The organism is Pseudonocardia wallangbongensis, from assembly GCF_054486945.1.
The window spans coordinates 672,466-694,335 of record NZ_JBRERS010000002.1 but is presented as its reverse complement, the minus strand read 5'-3'; the positions used below and the strand labels follow the sequence as shown (position 1 = coordinate 694,335).

20 protein-coding genes are annotated in these 21,870 nt (G+C 72.8%); 12 read left to right on the top strand and 8 right to left on the bottom strand.

Features of this window, described 5'->3' with window-relative positions; translation table 11 throughout:
• Positions 1–5: 5 nt before the first annotated feature.
• Positions 6–1,139 (bottom strand): DUF418 domain-containing protein, encoded by a 1,134-nt coding sequence (locus ACU436_RS09605; protein ID WP_459023731.1) that lies wholly within the window; start codon positions 1,137–1,139, stop codon positions 6–8.
• 76 nt (positions 1,140–1,215) lie between these two features.
• On the opposite strand from ACU436_RS09605, the gene ACU436_RS09600 reads away from it, so the two are divergent.
• The 5 genes from ACU436_RS09600 (at position 1,216) to ACU436_RS09580 (ending at position 5,580) form a co-directional block, all read left to right on the top strand.
• Positions 1,216–1,827 (top strand): TetR/AcrR family transcriptional regulator, encoded by a 612-nt coding sequence (locus ACU436_RS09600; protein WP_459023729.1) that lies wholly within the window; start codon positions 1,216–1,218, stop codon positions 1,825–1,827.
• A 141-nt stretch (positions 1,828–1,968) separates the two neighbouring features.
• Complete coding sequence (locus ACU436_RS09595) at positions 1,969–2,889, top strand: cation diffusion facilitator family transporter (protein WP_459023727.1); 921 nt, start codon at positions 1,969–1,971, stop codon at positions 2,887–2,889.
• Between the two features lie 54 nt (positions 2,890–2,943).
• Positions 2,944–4,449 carry an amino acid permease gene (locus ACU436_RS09590; RefSeq protein ID WP_459023726.1) on the top strand — a complete coding sequence of 502 codons (1,506 nt, stop codon included), beginning with the start codon at positions 2,944–2,946 and terminating at the stop codon, positions 4,447–4,449.
• 43 nt (positions 4,450–4,492) lie between these two features.
• Positions 4,493–4,801: an ArsR/SmtB family transcription factor gene (locus ACU436_RS09585; RefSeq protein ID WP_345603045.1), complete on the top strand. Its 309-nt coding sequence runs from the start codon at positions 4,493–4,495 to the stop codon at positions 4,799–4,801.
• Positions 4,798–5,580, top strand: coding sequence for an SRPBCC family protein (locus tag ACU436_RS09580; RefSeq protein WP_459023724.1), 783 nt, complete (start codon positions 4,798–4,800; stop codon positions 5,578–5,580). The genes ACU436_RS09585 and ACU436_RS09580 overlap by 4 nt, the downstream gene beginning before the upstream one ends.
• 433 nt (positions 5,581–6,013) lie before the next feature.
• On the opposite strand, the gene ACU436_RS09575 is transcribed toward ACU436_RS09580, so the two are convergent.
• The 3 genes from ACU436_RS09575 to ACU436_RS09565 form a co-directional block, all read right to left on the bottom strand.
• A complete protein-coding gene (locus ACU436_RS09575; RefSeq protein ID WP_459023722.1) occupies positions 6,014–6,604 on the bottom strand; it encodes a nucleoside/nucleotide kinase family protein in 591 nt (196 codons plus the stop codon).
• A gap of 24 nt (positions 6,605–6,628) precedes the next feature.
• Positions 6,629–7,333, bottom strand: coding sequence for a maleylpyruvate isomerase N-terminal domain-containing protein (locus ACU436_RS09570; protein ID WP_459023720.1), 705 nt, complete (start codon positions 7,331–7,333; stop codon positions 6,629–6,631).
• Between the two features lie 65 nt (positions 7,334–7,398).
• Complete coding sequence (locus ACU436_RS09565; protein ID WP_459023718.1) at positions 7,399–9,060, bottom strand: long-chain fatty acid--CoA ligase; 1,662 nt, start codon at positions 9,058–9,060, stop codon at positions 7,399–7,401.
• Positions 9,061–9,178: 118 nt separating this feature from the next.
• On the opposite strand from ACU436_RS09565, the gene ACU436_RS09560 reads away from it, so the two are divergent.
• A complete protein-coding gene (locus ACU436_RS09560) occupies positions 9,179–10,462 on the top strand; it encodes a glutamate mutase L (RefSeq protein ID WP_459023716.1) in 1,284 nt (427 codons plus the stop codon).
• Between the two features lie 115 nt (positions 10,463–10,577).
• Positions 10,578–11,078: a hypothetical protein gene (locus tag ACU436_RS09555; protein ID WP_459023715.1), complete on the top strand. Its 501-nt coding sequence runs from the start codon at positions 10,578–10,580 to the stop codon at positions 11,076–11,078.
• A 15-nt stretch (positions 11,079–11,093) separates the two neighbouring features.
• Here the strand turns inward: ACU436_RS09555 and ACU436_RS09550 are convergent, their stop codons facing one another.
• The 3 genes from ACU436_RS09550 to ACU436_RS09540 form a co-directional block, all read right to left on the bottom strand.
• Positions 11,094–11,705 (bottom strand): LutC/YkgG family protein, encoded by a 612-nt coding sequence (locus tag ACU436_RS09550; RefSeq protein WP_459023714.1) that lies wholly within the window; start codon positions 11,703–11,705, stop codon positions 11,094–11,096.
• Positions 11,706–11,791: 86 nt separating this feature from the next.
• Positions 11,792–13,261, bottom strand: a complete 1,470-nt coding sequence (locus tag ACU436_RS09545; RefSeq protein WP_459023712.1) for a LutB/LldF family L-lactate oxidation iron-sulfur protein — start codon at positions 13,259–13,261, stop codon at positions 11,792–11,794.
• 60 nt (positions 13,262–13,321) lie between these two features.
• Complete coding sequence (locus tag ACU436_RS09540) at positions 13,322–14,056, bottom strand: (Fe-S)-binding protein (protein WP_459023710.1); 735 nt, start codon at positions 14,054–14,056, stop codon at positions 13,322–13,324.
• A 272-nt stretch (positions 14,057–14,328) separates the two neighbouring features.
• Between ACU436_RS09540 and ahcY the strand changes: the two genes are divergently transcribed.
• Both ahcY and ACU436_RS09530 read left to right on the top strand, forming a co-directional pair.
• On the top strand, positions 14,329–15,828 hold the full coding sequence (gene ahcY, locus ACU436_RS09535; protein WP_459023708.1) for an adenosylhomocysteinase: 1,500 nt from the start codon (positions 14,329–14,331) through the stop codon (positions 15,826–15,828).
• Positions 15,829–15,883: 55 nt separating this feature from the next.
• Complete coding sequence (locus ACU436_RS09530) at positions 15,884–16,336, top strand: NUDIX domain-containing protein (RefSeq protein ID WP_459023706.1); 453 nt, start codon at positions 15,884–15,886, stop codon at positions 16,334–16,336.
• Between the two features lie 695 nt (positions 16,337–17,031).
• Here the strand turns inward: ACU436_RS09530 and ACU436_RS09525 are convergent.
• Positions 17,032–17,826, bottom strand: a complete 795-nt coding sequence (locus ACU436_RS09525; RefSeq protein WP_459023704.1) for an SAM-dependent methyltransferase — start codon at positions 17,824–17,826, stop codon at positions 17,032–17,034.
• 81 nt (positions 17,827–17,907) lie between these two features.
• Between ACU436_RS09525 and ACU436_RS09520 the strand changes: the two genes are divergently transcribed.
• From ACU436_RS09520 to ACU436_RS09510, 3 genes are read left to right on the top strand one after another with little or no spacing between them, the layout of a single operon-like run.
• A complete protein-coding gene (locus ACU436_RS09520; RefSeq protein ID WP_459023702.1) occupies positions 17,908–18,732 on the top strand; it encodes an ABC transporter ATP-binding protein in 825 nt (274 codons plus the stop codon).
• The gene (locus ACU436_RS09515; protein WP_459023700.1) at positions 18,729–19,718 is read left to right on the top strand and encodes an ABC transporter substrate-binding protein; all 990 of its coding nucleotides are present in this window, start codon (positions 18,729–18,731) and stop codon (positions 19,716–19,718) included. Before ACU436_RS09520 ends, ACU436_RS09515 begins: the two co-directional genes overlap by 4 nt.
• A gap of 3 nt (positions 19,719–19,721) precedes the next feature.
• Complete coding sequence (locus ACU436_RS09510) at positions 19,722–21,785, top strand: iron ABC transporter permease (protein ID WP_459023698.1); 2,064 nt, start codon at positions 19,722–19,724, stop codon at positions 21,783–21,785.
• The last annotated feature ends 85 nt before the right edge of the window (positions 21,786–21,870 follow it).

Sequence of the window (21,870 nt, the reverse complement as noted above, 5' to 3'; positions counted from 1 at the left end):
CGATCTCACCTGCCGTAGGCCAGGCGGCGCAGGAGGGCCTCGGCCGGTCCGGGACGGCCGGCGCGGCGGAGCGCGTCCGCGACGAGCACCGTGGCCAGCCAGACCCCGAGCCCCACGGCGGCCGCCGCGGCGACCCCGGCGGCGCCGGTGAGGCCCGCCAGGTACGGCTCGAGCAGCAGGAACCACGCGAGTGACTGCGCCAGGTAGCACGTCATGGAGCGTTGCCCGCACGCGGCGAGGGCGTTCGTCACGGGCCCCGGCGGCGTGCGGGTCAGGCGCGCCGCGACGAGGCCGACCAACGCGGCGCAGCCGAGCCCGCCCGCGTACCCCACGGCGGTGTGCAGCGTCCCCACGGCGATGAGCACGCCCGTGCCGGGGTGCCACAGCCCGGTGGTGACGAACGCGTGGGGGACGGCGCCCACGGCGGCGATCGTGATGCCGGCACCCGCCGCCCGGGCGAGGAGCCGGCGGTGCCGCTCGGGTTCCTCGAGGAGCCTGCGGCGGCCGGCCCAGATCCCGACGAGGAGGGGCGCCGCGGCCATCACGGCGTTCATCGGCATCGCCAGCGGGAACGACGCGACGCGGTATGCCGCCGAGACCAGCGGGTCCAGCTCCTGCGCCAGGCCGGCCGGCGCGGGAAGGGCGAGCACCGTGCCGTAGCCGAGCGCGCCGAGGACGGCGAGCCCTCCCGCGACCGCGAACAGGCGGGCGGCCGGCCAGCGCAGCGCGTCGAGGAACAGGAGGGCGAGGACGCCGTAGGAGGCGAGGATGTCGCCGGGGAAGAGCAGTAGGACGTGCACGAACCCGAACACGACGAGCCAGCAGGCACGGCGCCGGAGCACGCGGCGTGCGCCCTCCGGGCCGAGTGTGGGCTCCCTGCTCCGCAGGATCTGCACCATCCCGTAGCCGAAGAGCGCGGCGAACATCGGGTAGCCGCGGCTGTCGACGAACAGCGTCAGCAGAACCTGCACCGCGGTGTCCAGGGCCGGGCCCGGCCCGGGGACCGGGCCGAGGAACGGCTGGGCGAGCACCTGGGAGTGGGCCAGGGCGATGACGGCGAGCATCGTGCCGCGCGCGAGGTCGGGGGCGAGGGCGCGCACCCGGGGGACGGGCGGGGGCTCGTAGCGGGTCGAGGGCACACCAGACCTCTCGTAAGATACGGATTCGTAGCTAATGCAGCGTAAGATACGTTTGCGTATCTAGGCAAGGAGGATCATGGCCGGTCGACCACGGCGCCGCGGCGCGGCGCTACTCGCGGACCTGCACGCCGCGGCGCTCGCCGAGCTCGACGAGGTCGGCCTCGGGCGGCTGACGATGGAAGGCATCGCCCGCCGCGCCGGCACCCCCAAGACCACGCTCTACCGGCGCTGGGCCGCGCCCGAGCAGGTGCTGCTCGATGCGATCACGGCCGCCTACCCCGTGGAGGAGCCCTCTCCGGCCGCCGACGACCTGCGCGGAGACCTGATCGCGGCCCTGGAGCTGCTGCTGCGGTGGTCGCGCCACCCCACCGCCCGCGCCGTGCAGGCGATCATGCTCGAACGTCACCGCCACCCCGACCTCGTCGAGAGCCTGCAGGGCATCTTCGACCGTGCCGGCAGGCGGTTCACCGCCACCGTGCTGCACCACTACGCGACGCTCGGCCAGGTCGACCCCGCCCTGGTCACGCCCGTGGTCGAGGACATCGGGGAAGCGCTGGTCCTGAAGCACGCGCTCGACACGGGGGAGGAGCCGTCGGCGGAGCGGCTGGCGGAGATCGTCGACCAGGCCATCCTCCCGGCTGTCGGGATTCGTCCGGTTGGTGCCCCGGCACGGGAGGCTGGTGCGTAGATCGGTGGGTCCAGGCGTTCGCCGGCAAGGCGGAGGAAGGTCGTGGGCGTACGCGGGCCTTCCGACAACGCAGCCAGCGGGCGCCTGGGCCGCCGAGTTGCGTGCCGAGCCTCCCGTGCCGGGGCACTAGGCTGCTCCGTCATGGCGGCAGGCGGGGGAACGCGGGCGATCGTGGCGGCTCTGCTCGCCAACGCGGGGATCGCGCTCGCGAAGTTCATCGGGTACCTGATCACCGGCTCGTCCTCGATGCTCGCCGAGGCCGTGCACTCGGTCGCCGACACGTCCAACCAGGGCCTGCTGCTGCTCGGCGGCCGTACGGCGCGGCGCGCGGCCACCCCGGAGCACCCGTTCGGCTACGGCCGTGACCGGTACTTCTACTCGTTCGTCGTGGCATTGCTGCTGTTCTCGCTCGGATCGGTGTTCGCGATCTACGAGGGCATCCACAAGCTGGGGGCCCACGAGCCGCTCACGTCGCCGATCGTCGCGGTGGCGATCCTGGTGGTGGCGATCGGGCTCGAGTCGTTCTCGTTCCGCACGGCGATCCACGAGTCCCGGCCGCTGAAGGGCACCGGCAGCTGGTGGCAGTTCATCCGCCAGGCCAAGGTGCCCGAGCTTCCGGTGGTGCTGCTGGAGGACCTCGGCGCGCTCATCGGCCTGGCCTTCGCCCTCCTGGGTGTCGGGCTCAGCGTGCTGACGGGTGACCCGGTCTGGGACGCCATCGGCACGATCTGCATCGGCGTGCTGCTCGGCGCCATCGCGATCATCCTGATCATCGAGATGAAGAGCCTGCTCATCGGCGAGGGCGCCGGGCCCAAGGTGCTCGGCGAGATCGTCTCGGCCCTCGAGTCCGGCGAGGTGCAGCGCGTCATCCACATCAAGACGCAGTACCTCGGCCCGGAGGAGCTGCTGGTGGCCGCGAAGATCGCGCTCGCGCCCGGCCTGCCGCTCGAGGGTGTCGCCGCCGCGATCGACGCGGCCGAGGCCAGGGTCCGCGAGTGCGTGCCGGTCGCCCGCCTGATCTACCTGGAGCCGGACCTCGACCGGGCCGCCCTCGCGGGCTGACCACCCCTTATGGAGGATTGGCTGGTCGGCCCGGTGTGGAGTTAGGTTGCGCGGATGGCCCTCCGCGGGACCCGCAACGGGATCATGCGTACCAAGCCGGTCGAGCAGTCGATCGCCGACACCGACGAGCCGGACAGCAAGCTCCGGAAGGACCTGACGACCTGGGACCTGATCGTCTTCGGCGTCGCGGTCGTGATCGGAGCCGGGATCTTCACGCTGGCCGCGAGCACGGCGGGAGACGTCGCGGGGCCCTCGGTCTCGCTGGCGTTCGTCCTCGCCGCGGTCGCCTGCGCGCTGGCCGCGCTGTGCTACGCGGAGTTCGCCTCCACGGTGCCGGTGGCCGGAAGCGCGTACACGTTCTCCTACGCGACGTTCGGCGAGTTCATCGCCTGGATCATCGGCTGGGACCTCGTGCTCGAGTTCTCCGTCGCGGCCGCCGTGGTCGGCAAGGGCTGGTCGGTCTACCTGGAGACGGTGTTCAGCCAGTTCGGCCTCGATGTGCCGACCACCGTGACGATCGGGGGGCTCGCCGTCGACTGGGGCGTGCTGCTGCTCCTCGCGGTGCTCATCACGCTGCTCGTGCTCGGGACCAAGCTGTCCAGCCGGTTCAGCATGGTGATCACGGCGATCAAGGTCGGGATCGTGCTCTTCGTGATCGTCCTCGGTGCCTTCTACATCAACGCCGCGAACTACGTCCCGTTCATCCCGCCGCCCGCGCCGGCCGGGGAGGAGGGGGCGGGCGTCCTGACGCAGTCGCTGCTCTCGCTGTTCGGCGGTGCGGCGAGCAGCACCTTCGGGGTGTACGGGCTGCTCGCCGCGGCGTCGCTGGTGTTCTTCGCGTTCATCGGGTTCGACGTCGTCGCGACCACGGCCGAGGAGACCAAGAACCCGCAGCGGTCGCTGCCGCGCGGGATCCTGGGGTCGCTGGCCATCGTCACGGTGCTGTACGTGGCCGTCGCGCTCGTGCTCACCGGCATGGTGCCCTACACCGATCTGGCGACCCAGCCGGACGGCACCCGGGCCACGCTCGCGACCGCTTTCGCGACGGTCGGGGTCGACTGGGCGGCGACGATCATCGCGATCGGCGCGCTCGCCGGCCTCACCACGGTGGTCATGGTGCTGCTGCTCGGGCAGATCCGGGTGGGGTTCGCGATGTCGCGCGACGGGCTGCTGCCGCAGTGGCTGTCGCACACCGGCACGCACGGCACGCCGTACCGGGTCAGCCTGATCATCGGCGGGATCGTGGCGGTCGTCGCGGTGTTCTTCCCGATCGGGGCGCTGGAAGAGATGGTCAACATCGGCACGCTGTTCGCGTTCGTGCTGGTGTCCATCGGCGTCGTCATCCTGCGGCGCACCCGGCCGGACCTCCCGCGGGGGTTCCGCACGCCGCTCGTGCCGCTCGTGCCGATCCTCGCCGTGCTGGCCTGCCTGTGGTTGATGATCAACCTCTCGGTCGAGACCTGGCTGCGGTTCGTCATCTGGATGGTGATCGGCATCGTCGTCTACTTCGCCTACGGCCGCTCGCACTCCGTGCTCGGGAGGCGGGCCCGCCAGCAGTGATAATGCCGTTGCGGCTATATAGCCGTCTTGGTATGTTGATGCCGTGACGTTCGAGGTGCTCGCCGAGCCGGTGCGCCGGCGGATCCTCGACCTGCTGCGGGAACGGCCGCGGCTGGTCGGGGAGCTCACCGCCGAGCTCGGCCTCAGCCAACCCGGCACGTCCAAGCACCTGCGGGTGCTGCGCGAGGCCGGGCTCGTGAAGGTGCGGGCCGACGCGCAGCGGCGGTGGTACGAGCTCGACCCGGCGCCGCTCGCCGAGGTCGACGAGTGGCTCGCGCCGTACCGCTGGATGTGGGCCGACCGGTTCGACGCCCTCGAACGGCATCTCGATGCCGACCCGGAGGAGACATGACCGAGAGCCTGCAAGCCCGGGAGGGACGTTCCGTGCTGCGCATGGAGCGGTGGCTGAAGCACCCGCCGCAGAAGGTCTGGAGGGCGGTGACCGAGCCGGACCGGCTCGCGGACTGGTTTCCGGGGAACGTGACGCTCGACCTGCGGGCGGGTGGCGCCCTCACCTTCGACCTGGACGGCGATGGCGACACGGGAACCATCACCGACCTCGACCCGCCGCGGCTGATCGCGTACACCTGGGGCACCGACCACCTGCGTTGGGAGCTGCACCCGGACGGCGAGGGCACCCGGCTCGTCCTGCTGCACACGTTCGACGACCGCGCGGGCGCGGCCAGCTTCGGCGCCGGGTGGCACACCTGCATCGTGGCCCTCGACCTCGCGCTCGACGGGCGCCCGGGCGCCGACCCGGGGGTGGACGACATCGCGCTGCACGAGCGGCTCGTCGCGCAGTTCGGGCTGGACGCCGGCACCGTCGAGACGGGTGCCGACGGCTGGCGGGTGCGGCACGAGCGCCAGCTCACCCGCCCGGCCGACGGGGTGTGGGGCGTGCTCACCGATCTGGCCCCGCCAGGTGCCTCCGCCCGCGAGAACGTGCTGGAGCACAACGCCGAGGACGGTGGCTCGCTGCGGTGGGAGCTGGTGGCGGGCACCGGGCACGGCGCCCGGCTGCTGCTCACCCACACCGGAGCCGGGGGCGACCCGGACGCCGCACTCGACGCCGACCGCGTCCGGATCGCGGAGCTGCTGGACCGGCTGGAGGCCGTGCCCACGGGCCGCTGATCCGGAGGTCGCTTCGGGGAGGGCATGATCACGGCCCTGGTGCATGGGCGTATGGAGTGTGTTGCCGAGTCAGGGTCGGGGCGGCCCTCGCGTCGTCGGGTGCATTCCGAGGGCCGTGTGTGTCCGGGTGCCGCCGGAGGCGGCCTCTTTGTGATCAGCTGTGGCTGGGCGCCCTCGGGTGGGCGCTGCGGCGAATCTCGGACCGATCATGGCGCGTTGATCGTCGCGAGATCCCGCTCAGCGCCCTCCTGGGGACGGTCGCAAGCATGTGATCAATGGGGAGCGCTATCCGACCCGACCCGCTCGGCCGGGCACGGCGGGCCCACCGCAGCGGATCCCGGGAGACCGACCGGCCCCTCGACCACCGGAACACCACCGCGGCCGCGATTCGGGCAACACCCTCTACGTGGCCGGGGGTGCGCCAAGCTGCTGATCAAGCCCGGGGGAGCAGCACCAGCTCGCGGGTCGGGTCGTGGGGTGAGGCCGGCGCCCCGTCGATGCGGACGTCCGCCCGGCCCGACGTCCCCTCGGCGGCGAAGAGGGCCGCCTCCTGCCGGGCCCAGCGTTCCCAGTGCGGGCGGTACGTCTCGCCGTCGCGGGCGATCCCGCGGCGGAACCGCACGTCCCGCGGCGCCTCGATCCACACCAGCAGGACGGCCCGATCGGCGATGACCCGCGCCCCGCACCCCGCCCCCTCGACGACGAGCAGCTCCGGCGAGCCGAGATCGTGCACCTGTCCGAACTCGCCGCGGTGCCAGTCGTAGGGGCGGTAGCCGGCGGGCTGTCCGGCCACCAGCGGCGCCACCACCTGGTCGTACAGCAGCGGCACGGAGGCGGCGAGGCCGTCCCAGCCGGGGTAGATGTCGTCCATGTGCAGCACCGGCGGCTCGCCGAGTGCCGCGGCGAGGCGGGCGGCGAGGCTGGTCTTGCCCGCGCCCGACGGCCCGTCGATGCAGACCAGCCGGGTGGCCCCGCATCGGGGAGGCGTCGCGCGCACCCGCTCGGCGAGCGCGGCGATCTCCACGGGGGCAGGCTACGTCCCGGGAGCTCAGCAGAGCAGGGGGAGCCGGGCCGCCTCCGCTCCCAGAACCCGTCGCTCTCCGCCGCCCGGTGGGACCCGGCCCGTGCCCAGCAGCGCCCAGCGCTCGTCGGACCAGTCGGTGGGTGCCGGATGGCCGAGCAGCGCGTCGAGCGTGCAGCGGACCAGCGCGAGGGGCTCGGGGCGCGGGCCCGGCCGACGCAGATCCACCACGAGGTCGAGGTGGTGGACGGCCCCCTTCACCGCGAGGGTGGTGACGAGATCCACCGCCTGCAGGACGTGCCCGTGCGTCGCGACCAGCGCTTCCGGCGGCGTGCGCCCGGCCAGCCCGACGACGGCACGGGTGGTCTCCATGAACGTGCGCACCAGGTCCTCGAGCTCCCACGCCCCGGCGATCGTGCGCAGGTTGCGCAGCTCCCGGAACCCCGGATCCTCGGTCGGTTCGACCGCCGTCCACCAGGTCACGGCGTCACGGTCGGCCGGGCCGGCCGCCGGGGTCGCCAGCGCCACGAGCGCCCGCTGGACGTCGCCGAGCAGGTGCACGAGCAGGTCGCGCACGGTCCATCCCAGGCAGCGGGTGGGCAGCCAGGAGTCCTCCTCGGCGAGCGAGGAGGCGATCGTCGAGATGTCGGAGTACGCGATCCGCAGGGCGGTGAGCTCCGGGCTCTGCAGCGGTGCCGTTCGCGGGGGTTCGCTCCGCGAAGCACCGCTCATCGTGTGCGGCAGGCTCCCGTTCGGGCGGTTGGTCGTGGTGCGGGTTGAAACGAGTCGTGCCGTTGTCATGTCCTGCCGTCATCGGTCGTGCTGGCCGCTGTGGGCGTGGCTACCTGGTAGCCACCGAACTTCTCACGAAGCGTCTTCTTGGAGAACTTCCCCACGCTGGTCTTGGGCACCTCGTCGATGAACTCCACCGCATCGGGGAGCCACCACTTCGCCACGCGGGGTTCGAGGTGGGCGATGACCTCCTCGGCGGTGAGGCTCTCTCCGGGCTTGACGACGACGCACGCGAGCGGACGTTCCACCCATTTCGGGTGCGGGATCGCGATCACGGCGGCCTCGGCGACCTTCGGGTGCGCCATGATCTCGTTCTCCAGCTCGACGGAGCCGATCCACTCGCCGCCGGACTTGATGAGGTCCTTCGTGCGGTCGACGAGCCGCAGGAAGCCGTACCGGTCGACGGAGGCGACGTCGCCGGTGCGCAGCCAGCCGTCGTCGGTGAACTGGGTGCCTCCGCCCTCGCCGCGGTAGTACTCGGCGGCGATCCACGGCCCGGCGGCCTGGATCTCACCGGTGGCGACGTCGTCCCACGGCTGCAGCTCGCCGGTGGCCGGGTCGGTCAGCCGCACGTCGACGAGCGGCACGGCCTGGCCCTGCCGGGCGCGGACGTCGGCGCGCTCGGTCTCGGTGAGCGACCCGTGCTGGCTGCGGGCGGTGCTCATGGTGGCGATCGGGCTGGTCTCGGTCATGCCCCAGGCGTGCAGCATCGGCACCCCGATGGCCTCCCGGTACGCCTCGGACAGCGCCTTCGGCACGGCCGACCCACCGCAGAGGATCGTCCGCAGCGCGCCGAGGTCGTGCTGGGCGAGCAGCGGCAGCATCCCCATCCAGATGGTCGGCACGCCGCCGGTGATGGTGACGCGGTGGCGTTCCAGCAGGTCGGCGATGGCCGGAGGGGTCATGTTCGGGCCGGGGAACACCAGGTCTGCGCCGGCCAGCAGCGCCCCGTACGGCAGGCCCCACGCGTTGGCGTGGAACATCGGGACGACCGGGAGCAGCACGTCGCGCTCGGACAGCGCGATGCCGTCGGCGATCAGCGTGATCAATGAATGCAGCAGGGCGGAGCGGTGGCTGTAGACCACGCCCTTCGGGTTGCCGGTGGTGCCGGACGTGTAGCACATCGCGGCCGCGGTGTTCTCGTCCGCGATCTCGAACCGCCCCCCGAAGGGGGCCGCCGCGGCGAGCAGCTCCTCGTAGTCGTGCACGCGCGGGTCGGCGGGGATCTCGGTGTCGGCGCCGTCGTCGAGCACGATGACGTGCCGGACGCTCTCCAGCTTGTCGACCAGCGGCCAGAACAGCGGCAGCAGGGACCGGTCGACGAACACCACCTCGTCCTCGGCGTGGTTCGCCACGTAGACCAGCTGCTCGGGGAAGAGCCGGATGTTGAGCGTGTGCAGCACCCGGCCGGTGCAGGGGACGGCCAGGTACAGCTCGAGATGGCGAGCGTTGTTCCAGGCGAACGTGGCAACCCGGCCGTCCGCGCTGACGTCGAGGGTGTCGAGCACCGTGGCCAGCCGCCGCACGCGGTGCGCCCACTCGGCCACGGTGGTGCGCGTCTCCCCGGCGGTGCCCGCCGTGACGATCGTCTTGTGCCCGAAGTACTGCTCGGCCCGGTGGAAGACGTGCGGCAGGGCGAGCGGTCGATCCTGCATCAGACCGAGCATCGAGGGCCTCCTGAAGGCGACTGTGGCAGGCGTCACCGAAAGTTACCTCCGGACGAGTGGCTTCACCATCGGCTTCACGCAGCGCCATCGGGGGCGCCAGCGGTTAGGCTCGTGCGCCGTGACGCCCACCGACCAGGCCGCATCGGTCTGCCTCGACGTGGGGTCGACGTGGACCAAGGCGGTTCTGGTGCACGCCGACGGGTCGCTGGCGGGTTTCGCCGAGCATCCGACCACCACCGGTGACGTTCTCGCCGGCATGGACGCCGCCGTGCGCGCGGTGTCGGCCGCCGGCGGGGGCGCCGAGCCGGAGCTGCTGGCCTGCTCGTCCGCGGGGGGTGGGCTGCGCCTCGCCGTGGTGGGCGCCGAGCGGCTGTCGGCGACCGAGGCGGGGCACCGGGTGGCCGTTTCCGCCGGAGCGCACGTCGTCCACGTGCACGCCGGTCCGTTGGAGCCGTCGGACGTGCGGCTGCTGCGCAGCGCCCGGCCCGGCGTGGTGCTGCTCGTGGGCGGCGCGGACGGCGACGACCCGGCCGGGCTGCTGCACAACGCCGGCCGGCTGGCCAGGGCCAGGATCCGCCATCCGATCGTCCTCGCCGGCAACTCGGCGGCCCGCGAGGACGCGCTCGCCCTGCTGCGCGCCACCGGCCGCAGCGTGGTGGCGTGCGACAACGTGCTTCCCCGCCTGGGCGAGGTGGTGCCGGGCGCGGCGCGTGCCGCCCTCGCCGATCTCTACCGGCGGCACGCGATCGGCGGGCGCGGCCCGGCCGTCGCCCCCCGGTTCCGCAGGCTCGTGCGGGTGGTCACGCCGGAGGCGGTGGGGCACGCGGCCACCCGCCTCGCCGCGATCTGCGACGCCCGGGCACTCGTGGTCGACGTGGGCTGTGCGACCACCGACGTCCACTCCGCCGACCGGTCCGAGCCGGTCCGCACCGTCGAGGGCGACCTCGGCGTGCGCGCGGCAGCCGGTGGCGTGCTGGTGGAGAGCCAGACCGAGGGGATCGTCGACCCGGTGGAGGCCGACCTGCTCGGTCCCACCGTTGCCCGGATGGCCACCGAGACCGGGTACGTCCCCCGCGACCGGGGAAGCGCCGCCGAGGACCGGCGCATCGCCGCGCTGGCGGCCGTGATCGCCGTCCGCCGGCACCTGCGCGTGCACGCCGACGCCGGGCGCGACGTGGGGCTGGTCGTGCTGGCGGGCGGGGTGTTCCGCCAGCGGAACCTCGCCGGTGGACTGCCGGCGGTGGTGGCCACCCTGCGCACCGACCCCGTCCTCGCCCCGGTGCTCGCCGACGCGCCGGTCGTGGTCGACTCCGACTTCGCGGTGGTGCCCGCCGGGCTGCTCGTCGCCCGCGGGCGCGGCGATGCGGCGGAGTCGCTGCTGCGCGACCACCTGCTCGGCTGACCGCGCCGCGGCACCGCTCACCGACGGCGCAGGCCCCGTCACCGAGGACTCCGAACCGCCCGGGCCACGGCCCGTGTGTCGAGGCGAAGGCCGGTTCCGAATCGGAGGTTCCCGCATGTTCCGCACCACTGCGCTGGCTGCTGCCGTTGCCGCCGTCGCCGCGATCGCACTGTCCGCCTGCAGCGTCGGCGAGGTCCCGGTGCCCGCCACGCCGGGCCAGGCGGCGCCCGTCACCGAGCTCGAGCGACCGCCGGGAACGATCGTGAGCGCGAACAGCACGGCCAAGCTCGGCACCGTGGTCATCGACGGGCTGGGCTTCACCCTCTACCGGTTCGACGGCGACAGCGCGCAGCCGCCGGCCGCGACCTGCGCCGGTCCGTGCGCCGAGACCTGGGAGCCCGTACCGGCGAGCGACCCGATCCGGATCGACGGCCTCGACGAGGAGGACGTCGGCACCGTCCAGCGCCCGGACGGGCAGGCGCAGCTGACCGTCGGCGGCTGGCCCGTCTACCGCCACGCCGGTGAGGCGCCGGGGGCCACCGACGGGCACGGCGCGGACGGCAAGTGGTTCGCCGTCACCCCGGACGGTGACAAGGCCGCGGCCCCGAAACCCTGACGGCTCCCCGCGCCGTCAGCCGGCGAGCACGACGATCAGCGTGCGCGGGCCGTGGACGCCCTCGACGCGCTCCAGCTCGATGTCGCTGGTGGCCGAGGGGCCGCTGACGAAGGTGATCGGGCGGGTCGGCTCCAGCGCGGCGACCAGCTCGGGCACCGTCTCCACCACCTGCTCGGCGCGCACCACGCAGACGTGCACGTCGGGCACCAGGGTGATCGCGCGCCGGCCCTGGTCCGGGGATCCGTCGAGGGCGATCGTGCCCGTGACGGCGCAGGCCGCGGCGCAGCCGGTGAGCACGGCGGCGGCGGTGTCGAGGTCGGCGGGGGACAGCCCGTCGTCGGTGCGGCGGGTGGCCGCGACGTCGCCGGGCCACCAGCCGTCCGGCAGACCCGGTGGCACGACCACGGGCCCGGTGACGTCGGCCAGCGCGATCCGCACCGCCTCCACCACCCCGTCCGCGGGCGCGTCGAGCACCGTGGCCTTGTAGTCGACGAGCCGGTCGCGGAAGAGCGCGAGCAGCTCGGGTGCGCCGGCCGCGTGCGTACCGCGGCGGTGGTAGTCGCGCGGCACGTCCGGCGGCGCCGGGTGCCCGGTGGCGGCGTTGGCAGCCCGGATGCGGCCGAGCACCTCCTCCCGGGCAGACGCAAGCCCTCGCTGGCGCTCGGGCCGCGCTGCCCGCGGCCGCTGTGCCGATGATTCGCTCGCAGGCTCGCTCATGATGACGCACCCCCGCGCTCGCGGGCCCACCACTCGCGGAACGTCTCGGCCGGTGGGCGCGGGGCGTCCCGGCTGGCCGTCCACGCCGACAGCGGGGGCGGTAGCGCGCGGATCCGGCCGGCGCCGCGGCCCAGCAGCCGCCCGGCCCGCGACCCCTTCTCCGCGGCCGCGAACCGGCCCGGCGAGGACATCACCCACGCCGCCGCCGCCATCGCGATCGCCTCCGCGCTCGGCACGGTGCGCGCCCGCCGCTCGTCGACGTGCCGGGCGCGCAGCTTCACCAGCAGCGACGGGATGTCGATCCGCACCGGGCACGCGTCGAAGCACGCCCCGCAGAGGCTGGAGGCGTACGGGAGCGATGCGTTGTCCTCCACGCCGGTGAGCTGCGGCGAGAGCACCGCGCCGATGGGGCCCGGGTACACGGAGCCGTAGGCGTGCCCGCCGGTGCGCTCGTAGACCGGGCAGACGTTGAGGCACGCCGAGCACTTGATGCAGTGCAGGGCGCTGCGGCCCAGCTCGTCGCCGAGCGCCGCGGTGCGCCCGTTGTCGAGCAGCACGAGGTGGAACGCCTGCGGGCCGTCGCCGGGCGTCGCCCCGGTCCACGCCGACGTGTACGGGTTCATCCGCTCGCCGGTGGACGAGCGCGGCAGCAGCTGCAGGAAGACCTCCAGGTCCTGCCAGGTCGGCACGACCTTCTCGATCCCCATCACCGTGATCAGCGTCTCCGGCAGCGTGAGGCACATCCGCCCGTTGCCCTCGGACTCGACGACGAGCAGCGTGCCGGTGTCGGCCACGGCGAAGTTGGCCCCCGAGATCGCGACCTTCGCGCGCAGGAACCGCTCCCGCAGGTGGGCCCGCGCGGCCATGGCGAGCCGGCGCGGCTCGGCCGTGAGGTCCGGGTCGACGCCCGGCATCTCGCGCAGGAAGATCTCGCGGATCTCCGCGCGGTTGCGGTGGATGGCCGGCACGAGGATGTGGCTGGGCAGGTCGCCGCCCAGCTGCACGATGAGCTCGGCGAGGTCGGTCTCGTGCGCGGTGACGCCCGCGGCCTCCAACGCCTCGTTCAGCCCGATCTCCTGCGTCGCCATCGACTTGACCTTGACGACCTCGGACTCGCCGGTCTCCCGCACGAGCCGGGTGACGATCGCGTTCGCCTCGTTCGCGTCGCGGGCCCAGTGCACCGCGCCGCCGCGCGCGGTGACCTCGCGTTCGAGCCGCTCCAGGTGCTCGTCCAGCCGCGCCATCGTGGCGGCCTTCAGCGCCGAGCCGGCCAGCCGCAGCTGCTCCCAGTCGTCCAGCTCGCCCACGACGTTCGCGCGCTTGTCGCGGATCGTGCGGGTGGCGTGGCCGAGGTTGCGCCGCAGCTGGGAGTCGGCCAGGGCGCCGCGGGCGGCGTCGGGGAAGGAGCGCTCGCCGCGCAGGTGCCCCACACCGCGCGGCGCGGGAACTCCAAGGAAAGTGCTCATCGTGCCGCCTCGCTGCGCTCGGTCGTGAGTGGATACGAGTGCTCCAGCACTCGTATCCACTCACGAAGGCTGTTCACTCGCCAGGATCTCGGCCAGGTGGACCGTGCGGGTGCCGCTGCGCAGCCGCGACAGGCCGCCGCCGATGTGCATGAGACACGAGGCGTCGCCGGCCGTGGTGACCTCGGCGCCGGTGGAAAGGACGTTGCGCATCTTGTCGGCCAGCATCGCGGTGGACGTGTCGGCGTTCTTCAGCGCGAACGTGCCGCCGAAGCCGCAGCACTGGTCGGCCTCGGGCAGCTCCAGCAACGTCATGCCGCGTACGTGGCGCAGCAGCCGCAACGGCTTGTCGCCCACGCGCAGCATCCGCAGCGAGTGGCAGGTGGGGTGGTAGGTGACGCGGTGCGGGTAGTAGGCGCCGACGTCCTCGACCCCCAGCACGTCCACGAGCAGCTCGGACAGCTCGTACGTGCGCGCGGCCACGGCGCCGGCGCGCTCGGCGAGCCGCTCGTCGTGGGCGCCGCGGGCGACCATCGCGTGCTGGTGGCGCACGCAGCCCACGCACGACCCGGACGGGGCGACGATCACGTCGTAGGGCTCGAAGGTCTCGACGTGGTGGCGGACGAGCGGCACCGCCTCGCGCTGGTACCCCGTGTTGACGTGCATCTGGCCGCAGCACGTCTGGTCGGCCGGGAACACGACCTCGTGTCCCAGCCGCTCCAGCAGCGTGACGGTGGCCCGGCCGACCTCGGGATGCACCGCGTCTCCCAGGCACGTCAGGAACAGCGCAATCCTCACCCCGCCACCCTATGACCTGCGAAGTTGACAGCCCCTGCGGGAGCTCGGATGCTTGAAGGGCAATCGCGAAGTCGGGGTCGAGAGGCGCTGCGACGGGCCGGAGCCCGCCACGCTCGACCACCTGGCCATTGCACACGGAACAAGGGCGCCTGCACTCACGCGAGGAGGGCGGGCCCGTGCATTCCGTTCCGCCGTCCTCGAAGTCCCAGCGTGCCGGGGCACGAGTAGCGTGGCCGGCCGCACCCAGCCGTACGAGGAGGCGTTAGTACCCCATGACCGCCACTGCCGACATCAGCAGCAGGCTGCAGAAGCGCAACGGCATCGACTTCGCCGTGGCCGATCTGGGCCTGGCGGAGTTCGGCCGCAAGGAGATCCGGCTCGCGGAGCACGAGATGCCCGGCCTGATGGCGTTGCGTCGCGAGTACGCGGAGGCGCGTCCGTTGCACGGCGCCCGGGTCGCGGGTTCGTTGCACATGACGGTGCAGACCGCGGTGTTGATCGAGACCCTGGTGAGCCTCGGGGCCGATGTGCGCTGGGTGTCCTGCAACATCTTCTCCACCCAGGACCACTCCGCCGCGGCGATCGTGGTCGGCCCGAACGGCACCGCGGAGGCGCCTGCCGGCGTCCCGGTCTTCGCCTGGAAGGGCGAGACGCTCGAGGAGTACTGGTGGTGCACCGAGCAGCTGTTCAAGTTCACCGACGAGGCGGGCAACGTCGTGGGCCCGAACATGATCCTCGACGACGGTGGTGACGCCACGCTGCTGGTGCACAAGGGTGTGGAGTTCGAGAAGACCGGTGTCGTGCCGACGGTCGAGGACGAGGACCTGACGGTCTCGGACGAGTACCGGATCATCCTGGACACGCTGCGCCGGTCGCTGGCCGAGGACGCGAAGCACTGGACCACGGTGGCTTCGGACATCCGCGGTGTCACCGAGGAGACCACCACGGGTGTGCACCGGCTCTACCAGCTGGCCGAGCAGGGTCTGTTGCTGTTCCCGGCGATCAACGTGAACGACTCGGTCACCAAGAGCAAGTTCGACAACAAGTACGGCATCCGCCACTCGCTGGTGGACGGCATCAACCGCGCCACCGATGTGCTGATCGGCGGCAAGGTCGCGGTCGTGTGCGGGTACGGCGACGTGGGGAAGGGCTCGGCGGAGGCGCTGGCCGGGCAGGGTGCCCGGGTGATCGTGACCGAGGTGGACCCGATCTGCGCGTTGCAGGCGCTGCTGGAGGGCTACCAGGTGGCGCGGCTGGAGGATGTGATCGGCCAGGCCGACATCATCATCACGACCACCGGCAACAAGGACATCGTGTCCGCGGAGCTGATGTCGCGCACGAAGCACCAGGCGATCATCGGCAACGTCGGTCACTTCGACAACGAGATCGACATCGCCGGGCTGGGCCGTTTCCCGGGGATCCGGAAGTTGAACATCAAGCCGCAGGTCGACGAGTGGGTCTTCCCGGACGGGCATTCGATCATCGTGCTGTCCGAGGGGCGGCTGCTGAACCTGGGCAACGCCACGGGGCACCCGTCGTTCGTGATGTCCAACAGCTTCTCGAACCAGGTGATCGCTCAGGTCGAGCTGTTCACCAGGTTCGAGGAGTACAACAAGGACGTCTACCGGCTGCCCAAGGTGCTGGACGAGAAGGTCGCCAAGATCCACGTGCAGGCGCTGGCCGGTGAGCTGACCAAGCTCACGAAGGACCAGGCCGAGTACATCGGCGTGGACGTCGAGGGCCCCTTCAAGCCGGAGCACTACCGGTACTGAGCGGGCCGGCTGCCGACCCTCGCCCCGGGGGAGTCCTCCGACATAGTGTGAACGCGTGGTGCTCCCCCGCGGCGACGGCGACGGTTGGACGCACTGCGCGCTCGGCCACAAGCACTGGGGGATATTCGGCGCGGCCGGGCTCCTGCTGTGGCACCGCGAGTGCGTGCTGCTGCAACACCGCGCGCTGTGGAGCCACCACGGCGGCACGTGGGGGCTGCTCGGCGGCGCCCGCAACCGCGCGGAGACCGCGGAGCAGGCCGCCCGGCGCGAGGCCGCCGAGGAGGCGGGCCTGGGCGCCGACGCCTACCAGGTCACGGGCACCTACGTCGACGACCACGGTGGCTGGTCCTACACCACCGTCGTGGGCCGGGCTCGCGACGGTGTGCTGCCCACCGGCTTGACCGGCGAGACCCTGGAGGTGCGCTGGGTACGGGCCGACAGCCTGGGTGACCTGCCGCTGCACCCCGGCTTCGCGGCGACCTGGGAGACGGTGCGCGCGATCGCCTAGACGATTGATTCCGTGAAGTTGGTGTTCAGTGGTCGTAGGCGGTGAGGTTGCCGTGACGGGCCCGTCGTCGCGCCGGTCCGGGAGCAACAGTCTGGCTGCTCTGTCTCCTCAGGCGTTGATCGCCAGTACTGGTGTCAGGGCGACATTTCTGACGCCCTGACACCACTTCTGGCGATCATGAGGGTGTCGTCGGCCGGTGCTGCGGTCGGGTGGGACGCAACCTGCTGTGGTCCCGTCCCCATGACCCCCACAACGCCCCGCCACACCCTGCTGATCATGGCCCCCGCAAGGCGAGTCGATCACAAGGTGAGTATCCGATACCCACGCTGGGCGGGGTGCAACGGCACCACCGCGGGATGAGTGGCACCCAGCAGGGGTCGGTGTCGTCGAAGACGGGCGTGCCAGCGTGTCGGGGACGGCTGTCACGGTGACCACGGGGTCCGGTAGCTGCGCCCACCCGACCACGCTGCTCGCGCGAAGGGGCGGCCGAACCGGGGGAAACGCACGGGAGGCCCGGGCGAGGCGGGCGATGCAGTCCGCCACCGGCCGGGAACGGCGCGCCCACGAGAGCGTCTTGTGTTCAGTGGTTGCAGGCGGTGAGGCCGCGTGTGCCGGGCGCGCTCCTGGCCGATCGACACACCACCTTCAAGGAATCGATCATCTAGCCCGCGAATGCTGGCGTCGGAACGGAGTGCCTAGGGCTTGCGCGCAACCCCGCCGTACGCGTCGATCGGCTCGATCTGGCCGACCTCCACGTCGTCCGGTCGCCATCCTGTGATCGACACGACGCCGGGCTCGACCAGTTCCAGCCCGTCGAACCATCGCTCGATCTGCGCCACGCTGCGCTGGTGGTAGGGGGAGCCGGCCTCGGCCTGCGCTTTCGCACCGGCTCGGGCCCGCTCGCTGGTGTCGGTGCCGTCCCACAGCGCCAGGTAGCTGCCCGGCGGGACGGCGTCCACGATCCGCGTGATGATCGTGTTTGCCTCGTCCGGCTCGGGGACGTACCCGAGTACGCCCATGAACATGACGCCGATCGGTCGGTCGAAATCCAGCACGTCGCGGGCGTGGGAGATGATGCGGTCGCTGTCGCGGTAGTCGGCGTCGACGTACCTGGTGACGCCCTCGGCGGTGGTGTTCACCAGCAACGACCGCGCGTGGGCCAGCACGAGGGGGTCGTTGTCGACGTAGACGATCCGGGCGTCGGGCGCCACCGACTGGGCCACTTCGTGGGTGTTCTGCATCGTCGGCAGGCCGGTGCCGATGTCCAAGAACTGGCGGATCCCGGCCTCGGCCGCGAGGAACCGGACTGCGCGGATCAGGAACTGGCGTGACTTCTTGGCGGCGTCGGCGATGTCCGGCCACGCGGCCTTCGCCGCGTCGCCGACCTCGCGGTCGGCCTGGTAGTTGTCCTTGCCGCCGAGCCAGTAGTTCCAGATCCGGGCCCCGTGCGGGACGTCGAAGCGGATCTCGGGACGTGGTTGGTCGGTCACAGAAACGGACGATAGTCGAGGCGTTGCGTCGATCTCAGTGATCACCCCTTGTGTCGGAATAAGGTCTGGCTATCCTAAGCCGTGCCCACCACGCTGAGCGGCGTCGACCTCGATCTCGGCTACCACGGCATCCAGGTCGTGCACGGGGCCGCGGCCCGCGTCCGCCCAGGGCAGGTCACGGCGCTCGTGGGGCCCAACGGCAGCGGCAAGTCCACCCTGCTCCGGGCGCTCGCGCGCCTGCACCGCCCCGATCGTGGCGAGATCCTCCTCGACGGCGACCCGCCCGCCGACGCCCTCGCGCTCACCCGGCGCGAGTTCGCGCGCCGCGTCACGCTGCTCACCCAGAGCCGCCCGGTACCGGCGGGGTTGTCGGTGCACGACGTCGTCGGCTTCGGCCGGTACCCGTACCGCGGGCGCTTCCGCGGCGACGATCCCGACGGGCCGGCCGCGGTCGAGCGCGCGATGGCGCTCACGCGTGTGGCGGACCTGGCGGACCGGCCGGTCGACGAGCTGTCCGGCGGGCAGCTGCAGCGGGTCTGGCTGGCGTGCTGCCTCGCCCAGGACACCGGCGTGCTCCTGCTCGACGAGCCCACCAACCACCTCGACCTGCGCTACCAGGTGGAGATCCTCGACCTGCTGCGCGACCTGGCCGACGAGTCCGGCATCGCGGTCGGCGTGGTGCTGCACGACCTGAACCAGGCCGCCGCCGTCGCCGACGAGGTGCTGCTGCTCGTCGACGGGCGCGTGCGCGCGGTGGGCCCGCCCGCTGCCGTCCTCACGCCCGAGCTGATCACCGAGGCCTACGGGATCCGGGTGGCGGTCGACCGCGACCCGGTCTCGGGTCTCCTGCGCGTCCGGCCGGTCGGCCGGCACACCACCAGACGGGACAAGAAGGAGTCGGCATGAGAGGACGGCGGATCGTCGTCGCCCTTGGCGCGGCCGTCGCCGCACTGGCGCTCGCCGCGTGCGGCACCACCGAGGCCCCGGCCGGCGAGCCGGAACCCGCGGCTTCCGGGAGCGGGCCGCGGATCGAGGTCACCGACGCTCGCGGCCAGCAGGTCGCCTTCGACGGCCCGGCCACCCGCGTGGTCGGGCTCGAGTGGAACCTGGTGGAACACCTCGTCTCGCTCGGCGTGATGCCCGTCGGGGTCGCCGACGTCGACGGCTACGCCGCGTGGGTGCAGGCCGCTCCGCTCTCCGAGGACGTCACCGATGTCGGTGTCCGCGGTGAGCCGAGCGTCGAGGCGATCGCGGCGCTGCGGCCGGACGTCGTGTTCACGACACCCGAGGTGAACGAGGGCGCGATCGCGCAGATCGAGGCGATCGCCCCGGTCGTGGTCGTGCGGCCGGCGGACGCGTCCGACGCGATCGGGCAGATGCGCCGCAACGTGGAGCTCGTCGCCGAGACCACCGGGAAGCGGGCGGAGGCGGATCGGCTGCTCGCCGACTTCGACGCGGCGCTGGCCGAGAGCGCTCGGCGGATCGCCGCCGCCGGGCTGGCCGGGCGCCGGATCGCCTTCGCGGACGGCTACCTCGACGGCGGGCGGCTGTCGATCCGCCCGTTCACCGAGGGCTCGCTGGTCGAGACGGTGTCGCGGGAGCTGGGCCTGGTGAACGCGTGGCCGATGGGCGGCGACGAGGACTACGGCCTGGCCAGCACCGACGTCGAGGGGCTCACCACGTTGGGCGACGTCGAGTTCGTCTACTGGACCAACCAGGTGGACGGCCCCGACCCGTTCGTCGACGGGCTCTCCGGCAACGCCGTCTGGCAGTCGCTCCCGTTCGTGCAGGCCGGGAACGTCACGCGGTTGCCCGACGGCATCTGGATGTTCGGTGGCCCGGCGTCGATGCGCCAGTACATCGACGCGATCACGGCCGCGCTGGCCGGCTGAAAGGTGCAGGAAGCCCTTGTCGCGCCGCAGGTGGCGTCCCGGGTCACCGTGGCCGTGGTCGTCGCGGTCGGCGTCGCGGTCGTCCTCGTGCTCTCGGCGGTGCACCTCACCCAGGGCACGTCGAGCGTCGGCGTCGCGGACCTGCTGGCGCTGCTCACCGGCGACGGCACGGACGGGACGGCCGCGGTCCTGGTGGCCTCGCGGGCGCCGCGGCTGCTCGCAGGCGTCGTCGTCGGGGCGGCGCTCGGTGCCGCCGGTGCCGCACTGCAATCGATCACCCGCAACGCCCTCGCCGCGCCGGACACGCTCGCGGTGAACGCCGGCGCGCACCTCGTGATCGTCGCGTGCGCGGCGTTCGGCGTGGTGGTGCCGGTCGAGGTGTCGGCGCTGCTCGCCCTCGCCGGCGGCCTCGGTGCGGCGGCGCTTGTGTTCGCCCTGTCCGGCGGGGGCGCCGGGCCGACCCGGCTGGTGCTGGCCGGGTCGGCGGTGTCGCTCGCCCTGTTCGCGCTGGTCAACCTGCTCATCCTGCTGTCAACCGAGGAGACCACGGGGTTGTACGCGTGGGGCAGCGGGCAGCTCGCGCAGATCGGCATGGGTTCGGTCGCCCGGATGGCCCCGGTCGTCCTGCTCGGGATCGCGGGGCTCGTCGTGCTCGGCAGCCGGTTGGACGTGCTGGGCCTCGGTGACGACACCGCCGTGGTGCTGGGTGTGCCGGTGCGCCGCACGCGCGTCGTGGCGGCCGTACTCGCCGTGCTGCTGTCGGCGGCCGCCGTGACGGTCGCGGGCCCGATCGGGTTCGTCGGTCTCTGCGCCCCGGCCGCCGTCCGGCTCGTCGCCCCGCTCGTGCCGGGGCTCTACCGGCACCGGGTGCTCGTGCCGATGTCCGCACTGGCCGGGGTCGGTGTGGTGCTCGCGGCCGACGTGCTGGTCCGGCTCGCGCTGGGCGGCCAGGGCGGGATCGAGGTGCCGACCGGCGTGGTGACCACGGTGTTCGGGGCGGTCGTGCTGGTGGCGGTGGCCCGCCGGTTCCGCGACTCCGGGCCGGTGCGGCAGGCGCCGGCGGCCCGTTCGGGCCGGCTGCGCGACCATCGCACGTTCCTCGTGGTCGCGGCCGTGACGGCGGCGCTGACCGTCGCGACCGCGGCGGGGAGCCTCCTCCTCGGCGACGCGTTCCTGCTCATGGGCGACGTGCTGACCTGGTTCGCCGGCCGCGCCGGGCCCGTCACGATGTTCGTGCTGGACGCGCGGGTGCCGCGGGTCCTGGCCGCGCTCCTCGCCGGCGCCGCGCTGGCGGTCGCGGGCGCGGTCGTGCAGTCGGTGTGCCGCAACCCGCTCGCCGAGCCCGCGCTCCTCGGGGTGAGCGGCGGGGCGGGGGTCGCCGCGGTCGCGGTGATCACGATCGTGCCCACCGTCGGCGTCTGGACGCTCACCGGCAGCGCCGCGCTCGGCGCGCTGCTGGCGTCCGCGCTGGTGTTCGGCCTCGCCGCCCGCGGCGGGCTGGCCACCGACCGGCTCGTACTGGTCGGGATCGGGGTCTCCTACGGCTCGATGGCCCTGATCACGCTCCTGATCGTGTTCACCGACCCGTGGAACGGCGCCAAGGCCCTCACCTGGCTCGCCGGCTCGACGTACGGGCGGACGTTCTCGCAGGTGATCCCCGTCGCCGTCGTGCTGCTGCTCGCCGCGACCGGGTTCGTGCGCGTCCGCGACGAACTCGACCTCCTCGCCCTCGACGACGACACCCCCCGGGTCCTCGGCATCCCGCTCGGGAACGCCCGGCTCGCGCTGCTCACCACCGCCGCCGTGCTCACCGCCACCGCGGTCTCGGCGATCGGGCTGCTCGCCTTCGTGGGGCTCGTCGCCCCGCACGCCGCGCGGGCGCTGGTCGGGGCCCGGCACGTCCGGGTCCTCCCGGTCGCGGCGTTGCTCGGGGGCCTGTTGGTGTGCCTGGCCGATGTCGTAGGCCGCACGGTGATCGCCCCAGCCCAACTCCCGGCCGGCACGCTGACGGCCCTGATCGGCACCCCGTACTTCGCCTGGCTCCTGTGGCGGTCCCGGCTGAGCTGACCGCACATACCGGGTGGAGACCGCACACGTTCCCGGCGATATGTGCGGTCCGGTGACGGTGTGTGCCGCGGGACTGCCATCATGC

What these genes read in the sequence shown, in the direction of transcription:
- ACU436_RS09600 (WP_459023729.1), top strand. Translation starts at nt 1,216, where the DNA reads ATGGCCGGTCGACCACGGCGCCGCGGCGCGGCGCTACTCGCGGACCTG.
- ACU436_RS09595 (WP_459023727.1), top strand. Translation starts at nt 1,969, where the DNA reads ATGGCGGCAGGCGGGGGAACGCGGGCGATCGTGGCGGCTCTGCTCGCC.
- ACU436_RS09590 (WP_459023726.1), top strand. Translation starts at nt 2,944, where the DNA reads ATGGCCCTCCGCGGGACCCGCAACGGGATCATGCGTACCAAGCCGGTC.
- ACU436_RS09580 (WP_459023724.1), top strand. Translation starts at nt 4,798, where the DNA reads ATGACCGAGAGCCTGCAAGCCCGGGAGGGACGTTCCGTGCTGCGCATG.
- ACU436_RS09570 (WP_459023720.1), bottom strand. Translation starts at nt 7,333, where the DNA reads ATGAGCGGTGCTTCGCGGAGCGAACCCCCGCGAACGGCACCGCTGCAG.
- ACU436_RS09565 (WP_459023718.1), bottom strand. Translation starts at nt 9,060, where the DNA reads ATGCTCGGTCTGATGCAGGATCGACCGCTCGCCCTGCCGCACGTCTTC.
- ACU436_RS09555 (WP_459023715.1), top strand. Translation starts at nt 10,578, where the DNA reads ATGTTCCGCACCACTGCGCTGGCTGCTGCCGTTGCCGCCGTCGCCGCG.
- ACU436_RS09545 (WP_459023712.1), bottom strand. Translation starts at nt 13,261, where the DNA reads ATGAGCACTTTCCTTGGAGTTCCCGCGCCGCGCGGTGTGGGGCACCTG.
- ahcY (WP_459023708.1), top strand. Translation starts at nt 14,329, where the DNA reads ATGACCGCCACTGCCGACATCAGCAGCAGGCTGCAGAAGCGCAACGGC.
- ACU436_RS09515 (WP_459023700.1), top strand. Translation starts at nt 18,729, where the DNA reads ATGAGAGGACGGCGGATCGTCGTCGCCCTTGGCGCGGCCGTCGCCGCA.